Origin of the sequence: Microbulbifer taiwanensis (assembly GCF_014904815.1) — a bacterium.
Taxonomy (GTDB): Bacteria; Pseudomonadota; Gammaproteobacteria; order Pseudomonadales; family Cellvibrionaceae; genus Microbulbifer; species Microbulbifer taiwanensis.
In genome coordinates, this window is the sequence record NZ_JACZFR010000066.1 from 1 (window position 1) to 17,422 (window position 17,422).

Here is a 17,422-nt window from a genome sequence, read left to right on the forward strand (position 1 = left end):
GCAGACCGACAGCTTACTTTGCGCATTTTTTGCGCGGTCGCTGCGTTCCCATTTTCGCGCAAAAAATGCGCAAAGCAAGCTGCGGCTGAGCGCGGCGTTACGTTGCAAGGTGAGCTATGAAACTAGCATCTAGATTTATGCCTCAGTACAAGCCAAAGAAAGCAAATAAAATAGCTCTATTTGTTTTTCTAGTTTTAGTCGTAGCTATTGCAATATTTCAGCCAGTTTCTCTTGCTGTCATTTCTGGTATTGTTCTATTGGTGATTGTTTGGAGTAAATTTGAGCAACCAAAGATAGATAGGTATTTTGGGGCGCTGCGTGATGAAAGAAATGGACTTTCAATTTGTGAGTTTGCCAAAGAATTTGATACTCGTGTCGTAGATACATGGATAATTCGAGCAGTTTATGAGCAGCTTCAGGCTGCACTTCCTGTTAACCATAAAATACCTATCAAAGCCTCTGACAACTTACTTGAAACACTAAAACTCGATGAGGATGATCTTGATTTAGATTTGGTTGAAGAAATCGCTCAAAGAACTGGAAGAAGCTTAGAAAACTGTGAAGATAATCCATATTATGGGAAAGTCATCACGGCAAAAAGTTTAGTGCTATTTTTCAACCACCAGCTGGTGGCAAATGCAACGTAGCCAGGCGCTGCTGAGGGACAGCCTACTATATGCACCTTTTTGTGTGGCTCGCTACGCTCACATTCTCACACAAAAAGCCGCATATAGCAGGCTGCCCCAGAGCGCGGCGTTAATTTTGCAGTCGATTTTTGGCGCACAATAAATAAGGAGGGCGTTTTGAAGTTGATGCAGAGATGGATACTGACACTGTTGTGTCTCTTTGCTGCAGTTGCATGCTATGTATTTGGAATCCCCGCAGGCGGGGCTATTTTCTTCGTTCTAGGCGTAATTCTTGAAGGTATTTTTTGGACACGGCTTTTCAAGCGAAAATCTGACAAAGTTTAGAGCTGCTTAGAATGGCACAGCGCCAACCAAACTTAACCAGACCAGGCTGTACGCTCCGGCTGGCAACGTTATGCAACCAGTAATCTGATGGTAAGGAGTAAGTAATGGAAGAAGAGTCATTTATCAGTGCCTTGCCAGCCGGCATGCTGATTTCTGTCGTGGTGGGGCTATTGTGTACGGCAGCATTTCTTTATTGCTATCTGTCTCTCAAAAAGTCCAACAATATCTCAGGATTAAGGCATCTCGGTTATTTTGCCGGCGCTTTTCTTGTTTACTTTATTTCCAATGTTTTTAACTATACGTTGGTTCCGGCCATAATTTTAGTGGCAGCTGGAGCAGGGTTTGATTGGGCAAAGGTGGTGACAGAAGCTTTATCTTCCCTGCTAAATATTGGTGCGACCGTTCTCTTTATTATGGGTGCACGTTCAGCTGCGGAGCATGTCCGTACATAACCAAGACCAGGCAGTACGCCCCGGCGCTGCGCGTCCCCGCTGGACGGCCTACGCAATGCGCTTCGCGCAGAAAAAATCTACTGTCGCCTCTGCTGGCAACGATATAGGACACCATGAATCAGATTAGCGTAATAAAGATCGCAGTTTATGCAGGTATCGGAGCAGCTCTTGTTGGACTAATCGCATTCATCGTAAATTGGACTGCGTGGGGTGGCGGCATGCCTGGGTATAGATTTTTTCTATTCCCTGGAAACTTGACGCTCGTTTACATCTGGCATCCATTGTTTACTGAAGAAATAGATTTCTGGCCAAAACTCGCTATTCATATACTAGGCCAGTTTACTGTGGTTTCACTTTTTACTGCATTAATTACTGCCGCGCTAAAGAGGCTGCCGCGTTTCCTTACCCTATAAACAGGCCAGGCTGCAGAAAAAATCGTGTGACTTTTAAACAGTCAAGCTCTTCGCATGGAGACAGCACTCAAATGCTTTTCGCCACGCCAAGTAAGCTCATGATCACAAAGGAATGCGATCTTTTTCTTGAATTTCGGCCAATGAGAAGATGCCGGATTTCTTTTACATCCTCATCAGATTGAAGAGAGAATGCGCAGAAAGCGACTAAACCATTATGCTGATGTAGTTTGCAAAATGTTTGTAGGCTGGCGCATCGGTAATGATTTGGAGGTGATGTCCGAATTGCCAGATGGCACTATCTTCGTGAATTTACTTACAGGTGAGGCACACCACTCTTTTTGCTGGCCCAGTAGAATTGCAAATAGCCAAAGAAATTCAAGCCTGGCTTGAACAGCAGGGCAAAAAGGAAGGCGTTGATATTTCTCGACTCGAAAGCGCCACTCTAGAAGTAGACGTTGATACAGGTAAAGTAGCTACAAGTAGAAAGAAAATTGTTTTGTTCAATTTTGAATGCCGCAGCAACATAAAAACTAATTCATCTACGTACAAAGCAAATGTAAAGGATATACAACAATGACATACCAGAGTCGCAACCTAAAAATTGGTTACTGTCGAACAGGAAAAATTTCTGACCCAGAATCGAACTTCACTATTGTCTGCCGCAGGGCCGGCATTTAGGCGTCAGAATGACAGTCATTGATATTTACAATGAATTTCGAGATAAATTTTCTGAAGTTACCGTTAAAGCAGATGAAGTGCACATTCTAGAATGGGATGAAGTAGATTCAGATCTTGCTTACGCTTGGTTCGAAAGTCTTGCTAAAGCACTGAACTTAGAAATGGCCAGGGGTTCTCCGGTTGACATTTATATTCCTGTATTTAAATTCATGCACAATAAGTACCTGAGCGGAGATATTTAAGTAAATCAGTGTATTGATATTTCGTTTATTGAAAATTTGTTCTTGCAGGTAAAGAGTCAGAGGGCAGATCCTTACTGGAACTCGTTACCGCAATTACTGAAGGAGTTGTATGTCTCGTTCCATGGCACTGAGCCCGCCTGACCAGGCCAGGCTGCACTCTCCAACCGGCTACGCCAGATGTCTGAATGAATATTGAAATCAAGGAAAATCATATATGCATTATGGAAATGCCTTCCGATATAAAAAATGGGCCAACTCGGAGCTCCTATCATTTGGTGAGCGGCAAATTCATTTACTTTCCAAAAGCGATGCGAGCTACTTCATTCGCATACTGAACCACACTGCTGTTGTAGACAGCCTCTTTATAAGTCGCATTTCCGGAACTCAGGAGTTATTCACTGCAGACAACACTATTGAAACGCCAACGATTCCCGAATTAAGAGAAAGGATGGATCAAAATGATTCTTGGCTTGTAAGTTTTTCAGAATCAGCAACTTCAAGTGATTTAGATCGAAAAGTTTCGTTCCAGTTTAAAGATGGTGATTCTGGCCAACTATCTATTGATGAAATTCTGCTGCATTTGTTGACTCATGGAAGCAACCATAGAGGGATGGCATCTCGAACGTTAGCCTCCAATGGCCTTGAACGACCAAAAGATACATTTACTAGGTTTTTACATAAATTTGAGCCTTGGCGGCGGGGCGCTGTGGATAATCACGATATCTAGTCATGCGCAATAGACAAAGGATAGCTTCTTGCCAAGGAAAACTCGATGAAAAAAAACCACTTTTATTATTCTATCTATACTGCTTTTCGGCTGTGCACAAGGCCGCGTAGATATTCTAGATGACGACAAGAAAGTGATTGGATATTGCTCTGCTGAATTTGATTTTCATTGGTATGGAGCACAGGATTCTGTAAATTACATTATTTATTTGTGTGCAAAGGAGCACATAGAAAAAGGATACAGCATTTCTGACGAGTCAATTCTCGATAATGATTACTCAATCCCGGTGGCGCCTGGCGGTAAAAACTGGAGCAAAAAATTGGCTAAAGAGCAATTCTTCAAAGATCTTCTAACGGAAGAAAAGTTCGGTTACATATTGGCATCTATTGAGTACGAGTATTGGATGAAAATAGAGGCCGCCAAGGCGCAGCTAACTCGCTCGACCATTACTCAGTCGGAATATGAGAAGCTAGCAGAAGAGGCTAAGGCTGAATTTGAGGGCACATAGCATGCTACGACCGCTGAATATTGCATCGTTGAGAGTCAGCATGTAAAAACCATCACACCAACGAAAGGAAGCACAAAATGACTGACTTGATTCTCACCACCTTCGACTGGGTCCCCGAGGTACCGCGGGGTTATGTGCGCGACATTCGTGTGCGCTGGGCGCTGGAAGAGGCCGGCCTGCCCTATCGGGTCGAGAGCGTGCCATTTCGCGATAGGGATACCGCGCATTTCTCTCGACAACCCTTCGGGCAAGTACCCTGGTTGACCGATGGGGATATCTCCATTTTCGAAAGCGGCGCCATCCTGCTTCATCTGGGCCAGCGCAGTGAGGCGCTGATACCTACCGATCCGCGCAGTCGCAGTGAGGTTATTGAATGGCTGTTCGCAGCGCTCAATTCCGTCGAGATGGCGAGCCTGCCCTGGTCCATCTTTATATTCTCCGGGGATACCGAAGCGACGCCGGGGCGCAAAAGCCTGGACAACTTCCTGGAGTCCCGGCTTCAACACCTGGAGTCAGTGTTGGCCGAACGCGAATGGCTGGCCGGCGCCTTCTCGGTCGCCGATATACTGATGGCGGATGTGCTGCGCCTTGTCGAGCGGTTCGATGGCTTGGCGGGGCAGCCGGCCTGCCGGGACTATATCGCGCGCGCCACGGCTCGCCCATCTTTCGTAAAGGCATACGCAGACCAGATGGCGCATTTCGCCGCGGCGGACTGAGTAGCACCAGTGTCGGCTATTACCACAGATCCTCTCTTTGGATTGGAGCGAGGTGCCGCCCGTAAGAAAAGACGGTCGACGCATAGAACCGACCGCTTTCGGCCCCATCGATCACAACTCACAAGGTGAGCTGGCTGTTGTGTCGATTCCATGGTCTCCCTTTCGACCAGATCAGGCGTCATGTGAAATCGCCTTATCAGCAAATCGAAGGAGCTGGAAATGATCAAATTGTATGGAACACCGCCTACCCGCGCCCTGCGCGTCATCTGGCTGCTCAATGAACTGGGGCTGGAGTACGAGATGCTCCCGGTGGACATATTGCAGGGTGAGAACCGACAGCAGGACTTCCTCGCCCTCAACCCCACCGCCAAGGTCCCGGTGCTGGTGGACGGAAGCCTGGTACTGACCGAATCGAGTGCGATCCAACTATACCTGGCCGACAAAAACCCCCAGGCAGGCTTTATCCCTGAAGCGCTGGAGGAGAGAGCCCAGATGTATCGCTGGATATTCTTCCTGGTGACAGAGATAGAGCAGCCACTGTGGCGCATCGCACGCCACACCTTCATTTACCCGGAGGAGAAGCGACTGCCCCAGGATGTCGAACTGGCGCAGCAGGAGTGCCAGGAGATGTTGGCAGTACTCGAGCAGCACATGCAGGGGCGCGACTTCATGGTGGCAGACCGGCTCACCGTGGCCGACTTCAATGCCGCCTATACACTGGACTGGGCGAACGAAGAGGAGATGCTAGACGGCACACCGAGGTTGAAAGAGTACCTGAAATCGATGTACGCCCGCCCCACGGCGCCGCCGACCATCGCCGCAGCGTTCGCGGAAATGGAAAGTTAGCCGGTCACCGGCAACGCGGTAGTGGCCAGGCAGATTCAGGGTTTCGGATGCAGCTTCGGGTAGTCGAACAGCTCGACGGCACCACAGGACGCCTCCAGTTCGCACCAGCGGGTTATCCCCAGATGGATATGCAGCACCGCGGCGGTGGGAAACTTGGGGAGCCGCTCATGGGTGAGATGGTAGCCAAGGTCTTCGAGCCCCGGGTTGTGCCCGACCAACATCAGGTGATGCCATTGGTCGCTCTGCTGCCGCAGCTGTTGCAGCAGTGCCTGGTAGCCGGCCGCGTAAAGTTCCGGCTGGACCAGTATCTGTTCGGCACTCAGTTCCAGCGCATCGATCAGTGCCTCGGCGGTGGAAAGCGCCCGGACGGCGCCGCTTGTCAGTAGCCGCTCGGGTACCAGGTCGAACTCACGCACCCGCCGTGCCATGGCCGGGAGATCGCGCTTGCCGCGTTTGTTGAGCGGGCGAGCGAAGTCTTCCAGAGCGGGATCATCCCAGCTGGACTTGGCGTGCCGGATCAGTGTGAGCTGTTTCATGACAGTATCCGGTTGGCCCCCTGTATCAGGATGGGTGTCGTAGCAGTATCGGCCGCCAGTTCGGCAAATGCCACGCCCCACCTGCGAACACGCGGAATAATTGTCCCCTTGTACCGGGCGACACCCCCACGCCCTACACTGCAGAGATACGAAACCCCGGAGGCGCTTCTATGTTCAAGGTCGAGAGGGCCGGCGAAAACCGCCTGGATATCACCATCAGCGGCAAACTGGACTCAGAGGAGATGAAACAGGCTCTGGACGCGCTTGTGACAAAGTCCGATGGTATCGAGAAGGGAAAAATGCTTTTCGACATTATCGAATACAAGCTGCCCTCGATCGGCGCCATCGGTATCGAGCTCTCCCGCCTGCCCTCCATGCTGGGGTTTATCCGCAAGTTCAGCAAGGCGGCGGTACTTACCGATGAGGACTGGATAGGCAAAACAAGCGAAATGGAAGCTGCCCTGATTCCGGGGCTGGAAATCAGGGCCTTTTCTCGCAGCCGGAAGGCAGACGCGAAGGCCTGGCTAAACAGCGACCCCGTCTGAGAGCCCCATAGTCAAGCTCAGACAGGATTCGAGAGTCCACACCCGACCTTTGCCCACATTCACGCCAAGCGCCGCCAGCCCGCTCAGCGGCCGGCGTAGAGCGCGCGCGGACGAATCAACCGCGGGGCCCGGTTGAACTCGTGGAAGTGTGAGATCCAGCCAAACACGCGGCTGCAGGCAAACAGTGAAGTGAAATACTGCTCCGGAATACCCAGCGCCAGGTAGACGGCGCCCTTGTAGAATTCCAGGTTCGCGTAAATTTCCTTCCCGCGGCTACTAAAGACATCCTGGCAGGTCTCTTCCACCGCCATCAGGGTATCCATCAGCGTCTGCCACTCGGTGCCTTCACAGAACTGGCGCGCCATCGGCTTGAGAATGGCGGCGCGGGGGTCCAGGCGCTTGTATTCGCGGTGCCCCATGCCCATGATCTTGACCTTGTTGGCCAGGGCATCGCGCACCCAGCGGTCGGCTTTCTCCGGGCTGCCGATCTCGCGCGCCATCATCACGGCCGCCTCGTCGGCGCCGCCGTGCAGCGGGCCCGACAGGGCGCCCAGGCTGCCGGCAATACTGGCGCACAGGCTGGCGCCGGTGCTGGCGATGACCCGGCCGGCAAAGGTGCCGGCGTTGTAGCTGTGGTCCAGTTGCAGTATCTGGGTGGTATTGATGGCCCGAAGGGCCTGTTCGCCGGGCGCGGCGCCGTTGATGCCGTAGAGCAGCTTCTCCAGGAAGCCCAGGCCGGCCGGCACGGCAAAGACATCGCCGCCCCGGCTGAGGTTGTGCCAGATCCGCACGGCGGCATTGATGCGCGCGGCCAGGACCAGTCCAGGCACCCACTGCTCGTCCAGCCAGGCCGGCGGCTGCTGGGCCGGTGTCAGTTCGGCGATGGGCACCAGGGCCTGCAGCACGGACATCGGGTGGGTGTTGCGGGGCAGCTGCTCCAGCACCCGGCTCTCGACAGCGCTCAGTTCCGATTCGTCGGCCAGCCAGCGGTCCAGTGCCCGGCACTGGCTTTCATCCAGCCATTCACCGGTCATCAACCAGTTGAGCACGGCGGGAAAATCCCGCTTGACCAGGGACTCTATGGGCTCGCCGCGGTAGGTCAGCCGGCCTATGTCGCCCTCGACATTGGACAGTTCCGTCTGGCCGACGACGACCCCCTCCAGACCGGCGTTGATTTCCTCTACCATAACAGCCCCCTTTTATTTGCGATTTGGATAACACTATTAAAGAGCCGATCCAATTGTTAATCTAATTAAACTTTATAAACAATTGATCAGCTGGACTTATCATGCGTCTGGAAAGCAGTGAAATACGTATCTTTCACTCGGTGGCCCGCTCCGGGGGCTTTCGCGCCGCCGCCCAGGAGCTGCACCTGACCCAGTCGGCGGTCAGCCAGGCGGTCAAGCAGCTGGAAGTGAAGCTGAACCAGCCGCTGCTGATTCGCGATAGACCCGTGCGCCTGACCCGCGCGGGTCGCCGCCTCTACCGTTACGTGGACGACCAGCTGCAACAGGAGCAGGCGGTGCTGGCCGATTTGTCGCAGCTGGCGCGCGGCCTGAACCAGCAGCTGAGCGTCGCCATCGACAGCACCAACAACCGCTTTGCCGGGGCGGACCTGATCCACGCCTTTAGCGGCCGCTGGCCGGAGGCCCGGTTGCGACTGGTGGAACAGCCCTCGCGCGCCATCGTCCAGGCGGTGATGAGCGGCGAGGTGGAGCTGGGCCTGGGGCCCTTCCAGACCCGCATGGAGCGCTTCAGCACCGAGCCCCTTTACGACGAACATCGCCTGTTGATGATCAGCCCCGCGCACCCGCTCTATCGCGCAACGATGACCGCCGAGGATCTGCAGCGCATCCCCCTGGTGGTGTCCTCACTGGACGAGCCGGACCAGCGGCCCTACCAGGCCAAGCTGCGCGACAACTTCCGCATGGTCTGGCAGATCAGCAGCCTGAACGTGCGCCTGAATCTTATCGACCGGGGATTGGCCGTCGGCTATATCAGCACCGAGGTGACACGGCAGCTTCCGCAGATACAGCACTTCCGCGCGCTGCACGAATTCGACTTCGCCCGCATCGAACGCCAGGTGGGCCTGTTTTATCGCCGGGACAGGGACCTGAGCCCGGTGGCGCAGGATTTTATCGAGGTGTGCCGGCGCTACTGGCAGGCAGGCACTTGAGCCCCCTGAGCGTCTCCTCCACCGCCAGATCCAGCGGCGTGACTTCTTCCCGGCCCAGCACCGATACCAGCTTTGTATTGTCCAACCGCACCACTGTTGCCAGAGGTAGCGCATTTCCATCAGTTCGCGCAGGGTTTCCATGAAGGGGGCCCTCAGCCGGATAAGCCACCAGGGAAAATCCGCAATCTTCGGCCTACTGCCGGTACTTTTCTCCACCACACGACGAATGGCCTCCGCCATCTGGGAGCCATCGGCATCCCAGTGGCCGCCCAGGTGGTAACAGGCAAATGGCTCGAGGGTTTGGCGGCGCTGCAGCAGCTGCACCGTGGTGCGGGCCACATCCGGCAGGTAGGACCACTGGTGACCGACGCCGGGGCGACCCGGGTTGTTTATGCTGGCAACGGGGCGGCCCGGCTTGATCAGGCCCTGGGCAAACCAGTTGTTGCCCGCACGGGGGCCGAAGAAGTCACCGGCCCGCACTATCAGCACTCGCGCCCCGCTGTCGCCCACCCCCCTCTCTGCGTATTCACGCAGGTGCCGCTCCATTTCGACGCGGATGGCCCCCTTGCGGGTCTGCGGTCGCTGCGGCGATTCCTCGCTCAGCAGCGGGAAGGCGTCGGGCCCGTAGTTGTAGACTATCGAGCGTTGCGGCCGTCCCAGCAGCCCGGCGGAACTCGAAGACCACGCCCTGATCGGTTACGACCAGCAGACCGACTTTATCCGCCAGGTCGCCAGGACCCTGCCCTCCGAGTTTGATCGCGAACGCTTTGCCCTCAGTGCCGACAGCGACCTGGCGCAGCTGGCTATGATCCGCGCCGGGGCCGGCATAGGCGTCTGCCAGGTGCCGCTGGCCAAGCGGGACAAGAAATTGGTGAGAATCCTGTCCAAACACTTCTCGCTGCCGATGGACACCTGGGCGACCATGCACGAGGACCTGCGCAACAGCCCGCCCTGCCGCGCCGTTTTCGATGCGCTGTCGGACGGGTTGCAACGGTACTTGTCGGATTGAGCAGCCTTCCATCAATTACGCCCGCCGATTCTGATAGACACCCACAAGAACCAATCCGGTCCCAGAACACTGCGCGGTACAGCAGGCTGGGCCATAGTCGCTTGCAGTCATTAAGCCCAAGGAAAGCTGGGTGCGGCGCGACCTGAAAATCCGTATTCGCGCAGGTGCTGTTTGATCCCCTTATACCAGCGAGTCGCGCTGCCGGCTGAGTTCGAGCGCGACTAGAGAAAAACAAATCCATTAAAATTTTTCGCGAATGTTACGGAGTCATGAAGACACATAAACTTCATTGACTTAACTCGGAAGCGTGCGTAGGTTGACCCCGCCTAATAAAGTGGTCCTATCATGGAAATAGTGGTCGGGACGAATCACTAATGGATATTATTCAAGGAAAAAGGATGAAGCTTCCAAAAATCTGCGCACTTCTTACTCTGTTTACCCTGGGTGTCAGTGGCACTGTCAACGCCGAGTTGGTAACCGTTCAGGTCTCGGCGACGGTAAACTACGTCAGCGATGCGGGCATGGTGCTCAGTGGCGCCGTACAACCAGGGGCGACGGTAACGGGTAGCTACACCTTTGAGACCAACACCCCGGATGCCGATTACAGTCCGAGGTTTGGTCGCTACCGACACGCACCCGCAGTGGGCGGGCTCGATTTGACCGTTGCCGAGCTTACCATCAAGACAGATGCCGACGCCGTCAACGGCGAGTTCTCCGTGGATGTCATCAACGGAGACTATGAGGAAGGCTACCACGTTGCGAGCATTGACAATATCCAGCCCTTGGCCAACGGCGCGCATATTTATGACGCGGGTATCCATCTGCACAACTGGAACGGGACCAATGTGCTCATTTCCGACGCATTACCCGCGACGCCCCCGAAACCAGCACAGTTCGAGGAACGGCAGATCGCTATTGCGGGGAAAAGCGGCGATGATTATTTTCACTTCGAGGCCGAAATCAACAGTCTCGTAGTGAAGAGCACAGGTAACGCAACCCCAAGAACCTACACCCTGGTCGCCAGGGTCGAAGACATCTACGACCCGGCCGGACTGTTGCAGGGCGGTGTGGCTGTGGGCGAGACGGTCAATGGCAGCTACCAGCTTGAACCGACGTTGAGTGATAGGGAACCGTCACCGGAACGGGGGTACTACAAACACCCACTGGTGTCCGGTTACGGGTTTGAATTATCGGTCAGCGATCTGACCTTCTTGAGTGACAGTGCCGCAGCGCCTGTACGTGCGTCAATCGCGAACCGCGACAGTCATGACCTGTACGAGATCTGGGCGGAGGGCGGCACTTCCAACGGCGGCTTCACGCTGAATGAGATTTTCATGCACCTTGACGATGCTTCCGCAACCGCCCTGTCTTCCGATGCCTTGATCCAGACCCCGGACCCGGCCAAATTTGATGGTCCCCGCGATCTGATCATCGCCGGCCGAAGTGCGAATGGGTCGGACTTTTTCCGTATACGTGCCCAGGTCCTATCCATCGCCGATTCCGTCGACGCCGCATCGGAACTGACGCTGCTGCCAACCGATGGCCAGTTCCTGCCTTCCCAGGAGTTCGATCTCGGCATCGCCCTCGCACCGGGGGAACATCCCGTCAGTATAGAGGGCTCGGTCAATGGCGATAACCACAGCTCCTGGTTCGGAAGCTGCCAGAAGCGCGGCAGCGAAATAGATGGCGACTTCCTGATCTGTCCAAAGGCGCACTATCTGCTGGATTCCACCGCGGCACTGACCGTGGTCAATATCACCGTTACGCTGGAAGACGGCTCCAGCCGGAGTGCGCAGGTGAAGTGGGAACTTCTGCGCCGCTAAACCCCCTCTTCCAATTCTGGGGCAGGTTCATCCTGCCCCGGTTATCTCCCAGGCGAGAACCTCGTTGATGCCGTCTGCCGATTACCTGGGTGCACCCAACCCGCAGCTAGTGCTCTACCTGCCCCACCGCCCCCATGGCCTGGCGCAATTGATCGACCTCCCCTGCGCCCGGGCGCTGGTCGATGCCAACTCCAACCACTGGCGCAAGATAGTGACCCTGCTGGCCAAGATCGCGAGCCCGGTCGCCGACGACTGGCGCCACTACAGGGACGAACAGCTGTTCCGGCAGACGGCGCTCTGCTTTGCCCCCAGGCTGGTGGAGACAGGCTGCTGGCACTGGATTGGTGGCAGGGACAATCTGCAGCGCTTCGATACCCTGCACCACAATGCGCAGCTGCTGACCGACGCGCCCGATATCTCCGTTGACGCAGACAGACGCCTGCTGCTGACGCCATACCCGGACTACCGGCAGCTCAGCAATGCGCTGGTGCGCCGTATTCGCTGCGCCCTAGGAGACCAGGGGTTCTACGGTAGCTGAACTGCCCACGGTGCTCGATCCGCACTGACAAATGGGTAGAATGTGCGCGGACAACGGACGCTCCCACTTATCGCTATCGCCGGACAATGACACTCTCCTATTTTCTCGGCTGCCCGCTGTGGCAGCACCCCGACTGGAAGTCGCAGTTGCCGCAGGGCAACAGCGCGCTCGAGCGCTACAGCCAGGTGCTCAACTGCGTCGAGGGCAACACCACCTTCTACGCCACCCCCAGCCGGGCGCAGTGCCGGCAGTGGCGCTCACAGGTGCATGACGACTTCCGCTTCCTGTTCAAGTTTCCGCGCGAGATCAGCCACGATCAGCTGCTGGCGAATACAGACGCCCAGGTGCGGGCCTTTCTGGAGATTCTCGCTCCGCTGGAGGATGTCCTCGGCCCCTTTCTGCTGCAGCTGCCGGCAAAATTCGGGCCCGAGCACCTGGGCAACCTGTGGCGCTTTGTCGACGCCCTGCCCGCACCCCTGACCTGCACTGTCGAGGTGCGTCACAGGGACTTTTTCAGCAAGGGCGAAGCCGAGAAGGCCCTGAATCGCGGCCTGAGGGAAAGGAAGATCGCCCGGGTCTGCCTGGACAGCCGCGCCCTCTTCGCCGCGGCCCCGGACAGCGAAACGACCCGCGACGCCCAACGCAAGAAGCCCCGGGTCCCGGTGCACCTGCTGCCGGTCGAGGCGCCGCCGGTGATCCGCTATATCGGCCACCCCGACCTGGAGACCAACCGCCACTACCTGGCGCCCTGGGTTGAACGGGTCGGCGCCTGGATCGAGGCGGGGCAGCGCCCCTTTGTCTTTATGCATATGCCGGAAAAAGGCGGCGGCCTGTCCCTGGCCGGGCTCTGGAGTGCGCTGCTGAGCGAGCGGGTAGCGCAGCTGGATGCCCTGCGCCTCGAAAAAAACCAGCCGCAGATGGGCCTCTTCTAGCGCCTGCGACCTTCCGTATAATACGTCGCTCACAAGCACTGCCCGGGAGCAACAATGCGCATCATCGCCCTTATCCTGATGTTCTGGAGCGCGGCGGCGGCCGCATCCGATTTCTACGCCAACCCGGAGCTGCAGCGACAGATGCCCGGCGCCTTTGCCCTGCAGCCGGAGGCGCGGGACTTTCTCGCGCCGGCATTCAGGCAGACACTGCAACACGGCGATGCACTGGTCGCAGCGATACGCAAGGACGCGCAACTAGAGAAAGCCATTGCGCAATTGGCCAGCCTGTCGATCGGTGAACAGATACCCTACCTGAAGCGCCTCTTTGCGCTGGAAACCGCAGTCATGGGCATAGCGCCACCGAAGCTGCTAATCGACAATCACAGTTACCCGGGTCGCACCGCCTACTTCGATTTCGACCCGGAAAACCCGTCCACGGGTACCGTCTACCTGAACCCGGGCAAGCTGGCCGAGCGCGACAAATACGATGCACTGGCATTCCTGATCCACGAGACCCGCCACTCCTACCAGTTCCAGCGTGCCTTCTCCGGCGATGTGGCAGCGAGAGACACGATTGCCGCCGGTTATGCCGATGCATTCCGGGCCCAGAAATCTTTGAAGGGTTTTTCCTTCAGCGATTTCCTGACGCTGGTGAATGAATACGAGGCCTTCCAGTTCGGCAACTATGTGCTCGGCAGCTTGACCGACTGGCAGCTGGAAATGCCGGATATGGGTACTTTCGCCAGCCAGTTCGACACCGATGGAAAACTCAAGATCGACCTGATCCGGATGGCTGCAGAGGAATCCGACTCCAGCCTGCTGGAACGCTACAACCAGTTGGCAAAGGAACAGTATGAGCTCAGAAAGCGCGAGCGCTAGGTTGCACTGCAACCTCCGGTACCCGATCGGGAGTTAGTCCCGATTTCCCCAATACCGTTGCGCCGGCCCCATTCGTTCAGTAGGGTTTGCCGCACTCCCGCTCCGGCACCGGTGCACTTCCGGATTTGGCCAGTTGCAGCAGGAAGCTCATTACGTGCAGATCTTCAAAGCGCCGCTCGTAGGGCGGAAAGCTCGGCACCCCCTGGGGGAAAGCGTTCAGGTGGCAGCGGGCACAACTGAAACCCTTTTGCGTATAGGTTTCCAGGGTGGTATTGACCAGGTTCTGCACATTGGAGTGCTGCGGGCCGGGGATACCCGGGCCCAGGTGGCGATTGGGCTCGCGCAGGTTTTTATTCTGGGTGCCGATCAGTTGATAGTATGACCAGACACTGTCTCTCAACAGGCTCTGGTACTTGTGATTCACCAACTGCACATCCCGCGGAATTGGCGTAACCCGGGAGACATTGACCACCTCCCGATCCGCCGCTGGAACCAAGGTGTCTCCCTCCTTGTAGGCCAGGGGTATCACCCCCGCCACGCCGGCTTCACCGTTCACCTCATAGCCGTTGGCATATCGGGCGGGACGAAGTCCCTCCCCGCCCGGGTTCAGTGCCGGGCGCCTGGGCGTTGGCAGTGGGTCAAACAGTTTCTTGCGAACACGAACATTGTCGACCTGCTCGAAGGTGGAAGGCAGATGCCCGAAGGGGGTGACGCGGTGAATATGAAAACCGACCAGGCCCATCAGGGTGGGTTCACTCAGTGATCCGTCGGGGAGCGGAAACTGCATCATGCGGCGAAAATAACGCCCGGGAATATCGGCGTTCTCCCCTTCGGTTTTCAGAACTTTCCAGGCCGCCTTCACCTCCGTCATGCCCTGCTGTGCATAGGGCGGCAGACTGTCGAGATAGAATTCCAGGCCTGTCGGCAACGGCTGGAAACGGCTGGCGTTGTCACCCGGCGAGGTCGCCGGCGGCGGGGCCGCGTTGTTCCTGTTCGCATACCCAATATATTTCCGCACTGCCTGCAACTGCGTGTCGGCATCGAAATAGCCGAACTGGCTGATATAACTGAAGTAAGGCTGGCTGAGGGTAACCTCGACACGCAGATACTCGCCGTTCTGGTCGACCACCGGGCCCGTGGGCACATTCGCATCGGTATAGGGTTGATTGATTCCCGGCGCGAAGGGCACTCCGTAGGCGTAGCCCGGGGTATAGCAGGGCGGCCTGCTCTCCCGCTGCAGGCCGACGAAGTCCGGCAGCCCCCACTCCACCGGCCACTGGCTCGGGTGAACGAAAACCGTCTCCGGCGACATATAGGTTTCCCACACGACCACCCTGTCTGGCTCGAAGCGGTTCGATATCGGCGCCAGGGGCAGACCGGGATCCGGCTCGCCTCTCTGGCCACCGGTTTTATAGGGCCAGTTCAGGGCGATAAATGTCTGCCAGGCGAAATCGTAAACCTGGAACTGGGTCGGATCCTCAGGGGTATCTACCGGCACTTGCTCAGGGCGGAAACGCTGATTGACGTCGAAGGGCATTATCCAGGGCTGGGGTGGGAGTAGCGGGTAGGCTCCGGCGCCTGGGAGGGGCAACCAAACGGCCACCAGTGCGGCCATCACTCGCAACGGCTTATAGAACGATTCCATGCGTGTACTTCTCCACTGGTATCCATACCGCTATACCATTAAAAAAGCGTAGACTTCACCGCGAATATCCATGCGCCAGCCGGCCGGGTGAGAAAACTTCAGCGACAGGCGCAGCGATTGACGCTCAGATATCAACCAGCGACCCTCGAACCCCTATGGCAAAGAAAGCGCTCGTAGTCGGCGCCACCGGACTGATCGGCCGCACCCTGGTCGATCAACTTGCGGCAGCCGACCATATCAGGGAAGTGGTGACAATCAGCCGACGCCCGGCACCCCACTCTTCGACCAAAGTACGCAACGACGTGGTGGATTTCGAGCGCCTGGACGAATTCGCATCGCTGTTCGATGGCGACCTGCTTTTTTCCTGTCTCGGTACCACAAGGAACAGCGCAGGTTCCCTGGAAGCCCAGCGCCGGGTGGATGTCGATTACCAGTTACGCGCCGCGCAACTGGCCGCCGACAAGGGCGTGGGCCACTACCTGCTGGTTTCCTCCAGCGGCGCCGATGTCGAAAGCCGCAGCGCCTACCTGAAAATGAAGGGCGACCTGGACCAGGCGGTTTTGCAACTGCCTTTCGAGCGCATCAGTATCTTCCGGCCGTCGCTGCTACTCGGCGAGCGGGAAGAACTGCGCATCGGCGAGAAGCTGGGCGGTTGGCTGCTGCCACTGCTCTGCACCCTGCCCGGCCTGCGCCGCTACCGCCCCATCCACGGAGAACAGGTGGCCGCGAAGATGGTGGCGGTGAGCGCACAGCCAGGATCGGGGGTAGAGACTTTTGCGCTGGACCAGCTGTTCAGCGACTAGCTGCTGCGCAGCACGCAGACCTGATCCCCATAGTAGTTGTCCGCGTAGTTGCACTCGGCGGTTTGCGGCTGGTGGCGGCTGTCGGCGCCGACAGATCTGCTGATAATGGATACGACGGTTCTCATATTTTCCTCCTCTGATCCGAAGTCCGGCCAGAGTAACGGGACGCTGCTCGCAGGTTAAATCGAAATTTTCACTGGCTTTGATAGGTAGTAGCTATTCATCCACCGTGGAATATAACAATTGCCTATTGAAAATGGTTAATGGCTGCGACCGCAGGATGCGCCGTGCGCACCGAAAGGCTGGCACGCCGCGTCAGGCCGGGCGTGGTGCGCACGGTGCACCCTACGGCCGGAAGCGGATTCGCAATCGGCTATGATTCTGGGTAGGCGGGAATTTCATCCTGTGGGCCCAGCCTCATAAGCCGAGGATTACATCATGCCGATACCCAACAGCAGACTTCCACTGACAGCCGCTCTCCTGACCCTGACCGTAATACTGGTGTCGACGGGCGCCCGGTCCGCCCAGGACACCGAATCCGACAGCCTGTACCAGCGGCTCGGAGGCCTGGTGCCCATCTCGGTGGTGGTGAGTGATTTTGTCGACCTCCTGGTCTCGAATCCGCAAATCAACCGCAACCCCGCCGTGGCCGCTGCCCGCGAGCGGGCGCCGGCGCCCTACCTGAAATTCCAGGTCACCGCACAGGTTTGTGAGGTGACCGGCGGCCCCTGCAAATACACCGGGCGCAACATGAAAGAATCTCACGCCCAACTGAATATCACCGAGGCCGAATGGCAGCGCATGATCGCGCTGTTGAAACAGGTGCTCGGCAAGCATCGCGTGCCGGCGCGGGAGAGCGGAGAGATACTGGAGATCATCAACTCCACCAAGGCGGATATAGTGACCCGCCCCTAGTCGGCCCGGGCGCCGGCAAAAATGCATTAGACTGAGTTTCACTCCTAGTGGGCCATGCGGGAAGTTCG

The 17,422-nt window shown here is 56.8% G+C and carries 22 protein-coding genes; 18 read left to right on the forward strand and 4 right to left on the reverse strand.

Going from position 1 to position 17,422, the window contains the following annotated elements:
* The first annotated feature begins 116 nt into the window (after positions 1 to 116).
* The 9 genes from IG627_RS19230 (at position 117) to IG627_RS19270 (ending at position 5,553) form a co-directional block, all read left to right on the forward strand.
* Positions 117 to 647 carry a hypothetical protein gene (locus IG627_RS19230; protein ID WP_193194705.1) on the forward strand — a complete coding sequence of 177 codons (531 nt, stop codon included), beginning with the start codon at positions 117 to 119 and terminating at the stop codon, positions 645 to 647.
* Between the two features lie 428 nt (positions 648 to 1,075).
* Positions 1,076 to 1,423 carry a hypothetical protein gene (locus IG627_RS19235; RefSeq protein ID WP_193194707.1) on the forward strand — a complete coding sequence of 116 codons (348 nt, stop codon included), beginning with the start codon at positions 1,076 to 1,078 and terminating at the stop codon, positions 1,421 to 1,423.
* A 113-nt stretch (positions 1,424 to 1,536) separates the two neighbouring features.
* Positions 1,537 to 1,836, forward strand: a complete 300-nt coding sequence (locus IG627_RS19240; RefSeq protein ID WP_193194709.1) for a hypothetical protein — start codon at positions 1,537 to 1,539, stop codon at positions 1,834 to 1,836.
* 355 nt (positions 1,837 to 2,191) lie between these two features.
* Complete coding sequence (locus tag IG627_RS19245; protein WP_226865463.1) at positions 2,192 to 2,413, forward strand: hypothetical protein; 222 nt, start codon at positions 2,192 to 2,194, stop codon at positions 2,411 to 2,413.
* 109 nt (positions 2,414 to 2,522) lie between these two features.
* Positions 2,523 to 2,756, forward strand: a complete 234-nt coding sequence (locus IG627_RS19250; RefSeq protein WP_193194713.1) for a hypothetical protein — start codon at positions 2,523 to 2,525, stop codon at positions 2,754 to 2,756.
* 214 nt (positions 2,757 to 2,970) lie between these two features.
* Complete coding sequence (locus IG627_RS19255; protein ID WP_193194715.1) at positions 2,971 to 3,483, forward strand: DinB family protein; 513 nt, start codon at positions 2,971 to 2,973, stop codon at positions 3,481 to 3,483.
* A gap of 133 nt (positions 3,484 to 3,616) precedes the next feature.
* Positions 3,617 to 3,991: a hypothetical protein gene (locus IG627_RS19260; RefSeq protein ID WP_193194717.1), complete on the forward strand. Its 375-nt coding sequence runs from the start codon at positions 3,617 to 3,619 to the stop codon at positions 3,989 to 3,991.
* Between the two features lie 77 nt (positions 3,992 to 4,068).
* Positions 4,069 to 4,707: a glutathione S-transferase family protein gene (locus IG627_RS19265; RefSeq protein ID WP_193194719.1), complete on the forward strand. Its 639-nt coding sequence runs from the start codon at positions 4,069 to 4,071 to the stop codon at positions 4,705 to 4,707.
* Positions 4,708 to 4,926: 219 nt separating this feature from the next.
* The gene (locus IG627_RS19270; protein WP_193194721.1) at positions 4,927 to 5,553 is read left to right on the forward strand and encodes a glutathione S-transferase family protein; all 627 of its coding nucleotides are present in this window, start codon (positions 4,927 to 4,929) and stop codon (positions 5,551 to 5,553) included.
* A gap of 35 nt (positions 5,554 to 5,588) precedes the next feature.
* On the opposite strand, the gene IG627_RS19275 is transcribed toward IG627_RS19270, so the two are convergent.
* Positions 5,589 to 6,089: a SixA phosphatase family protein gene (locus IG627_RS19275; RefSeq protein WP_193194723.1), complete on the reverse strand. Its 501-nt coding sequence runs from the start codon at positions 6,087 to 6,089 to the stop codon at positions 5,589 to 5,591.
* Positions 6,090 to 6,259: 170 nt separating this feature from the next.
* On the opposite strand from IG627_RS19275, the gene IG627_RS19280 reads away from it, so the two are divergent.
* Positions 6,260 to 6,634 (forward strand): SpoIIAA family protein, encoded by a 375-nt coding sequence (locus tag IG627_RS19280; RefSeq protein ID WP_193194725.1) that lies wholly within the window; start codon positions 6,260 to 6,262, stop codon positions 6,632 to 6,634.
* Positions 6,635 to 6,717: 83 nt separating this feature from the next.
* Here IG627_RS19280 and IG627_RS19285 read toward each other — a convergent pair whose 3' ends face one another.
* The gene (locus tag IG627_RS19285; protein WP_193194727.1) at positions 6,718 to 7,821 is read right to left on the reverse strand and encodes a citrate/2-methylcitrate synthase; all 1,104 of its coding nucleotides are present in this window, start codon (positions 7,819 to 7,821) and stop codon (positions 6,718 to 6,720) included.
* Between the two features lie 101 nt (positions 7,822 to 7,922).
* On the opposite strand from IG627_RS19285, the gene IG627_RS19290 reads away from it, so the two are divergent.
* The 6 genes from IG627_RS19290 (at position 7,923) to IG627_RS19315 (ending at position 13,991) form a co-directional block, all read left to right on the forward strand.
* Entirely contained in the window at positions 7,923 to 8,810 is an 888-nt protein-coding gene (locus IG627_RS19290) for a LysR family transcriptional regulator (RefSeq protein WP_193194729.1), read from the forward strand.
* 637 nt (positions 8,811 to 9,447) lie between these two features.
* Complete coding sequence (locus IG627_RS19295) at positions 9,448 to 9,819, forward strand: LysR substrate-binding domain-containing protein (protein WP_193194770.1); 372 nt, start codon at positions 9,448 to 9,450, stop codon at positions 9,817 to 9,819.
* 374 nt (positions 9,820 to 10,193) lie between these two features.
* On the forward strand, positions 10,194 to 11,642 hold the full coding sequence (locus IG627_RS19300) for a hypothetical protein (RefSeq protein WP_193194731.1): 1,449 nt from the start codon (positions 10,194 to 10,196) through the stop codon (positions 11,640 to 11,642).
* A gap of 67 nt (positions 11,643 to 11,709) precedes the next feature.
* The gene (locus tag IG627_RS19305) at positions 11,710 to 12,180 is read left to right on the forward strand and encodes a DUF6942 family protein (RefSeq protein WP_193194734.1); all 471 of its coding nucleotides are present in this window, start codon (positions 11,710 to 11,712) and stop codon (positions 12,178 to 12,180) included.
* A gap of 86 nt (positions 12,181 to 12,266) precedes the next feature.
* Positions 12,267 to 13,112, forward strand: coding sequence for a DUF72 domain-containing protein (locus IG627_RS19310; protein WP_193194735.1), 846 nt, complete (start codon positions 12,267 to 12,269; stop codon positions 13,110 to 13,112).
* A gap of 54 nt (positions 13,113 to 13,166) precedes the next feature.
* A complete protein-coding gene (locus tag IG627_RS19315) occupies positions 13,167 to 13,991 on the forward strand; it encodes a hypothetical protein (RefSeq protein WP_193194737.1) in 825 nt (274 codons plus the stop codon).
* A 76-nt stretch (positions 13,992 to 14,067) separates the two neighbouring features.
* On the opposite strand, the gene IG627_RS19320 is transcribed toward IG627_RS19315, so the two are convergent.
* Positions 14,068 to 15,636, reverse strand: coding sequence for a hypothetical protein (locus tag IG627_RS19320; protein ID WP_193194739.1), 1,569 nt, complete (start codon positions 15,634 to 15,636; stop codon positions 14,068 to 14,070).
* A gap of 155 nt (positions 15,637 to 15,791) precedes the next feature.
* Between IG627_RS19320 and IG627_RS19325 the strand changes: the two genes are divergently transcribed.
* A complete protein-coding gene (locus IG627_RS19325; protein ID WP_193194741.1) occupies positions 15,792 to 16,439 on the forward strand; it encodes an NAD-dependent epimerase/dehydratase family protein in 648 nt (215 codons plus the stop codon).
* On the opposite strand, the gene IG627_RS21135 is transcribed toward IG627_RS19325, so the two are convergent.
* Entirely contained in the window at positions 16,436 to 16,564 is a 129-nt protein-coding gene (locus IG627_RS21135; RefSeq protein WP_264300023.1) for a hypothetical protein, read from the reverse strand. The two genes, IG627_RS19325 and IG627_RS21135, sit on opposite strands and share 4 nt — an antisense overlap.
* A 313-nt stretch (positions 16,565 to 16,877) precedes the next feature.
* On the opposite strand from IG627_RS21135, the gene IG627_RS19330 reads away from it, so the two are divergent.
* Positions 16,878 to 17,354: a group I truncated hemoglobin gene (locus IG627_RS19330; RefSeq protein ID WP_193194743.1), complete on the forward strand. Its 477-nt coding sequence runs from the start codon at positions 16,878 to 16,880 to the stop codon at positions 17,352 to 17,354.
* Positions 17,355 to 17,422: the final 68 nt, after the last annotated feature.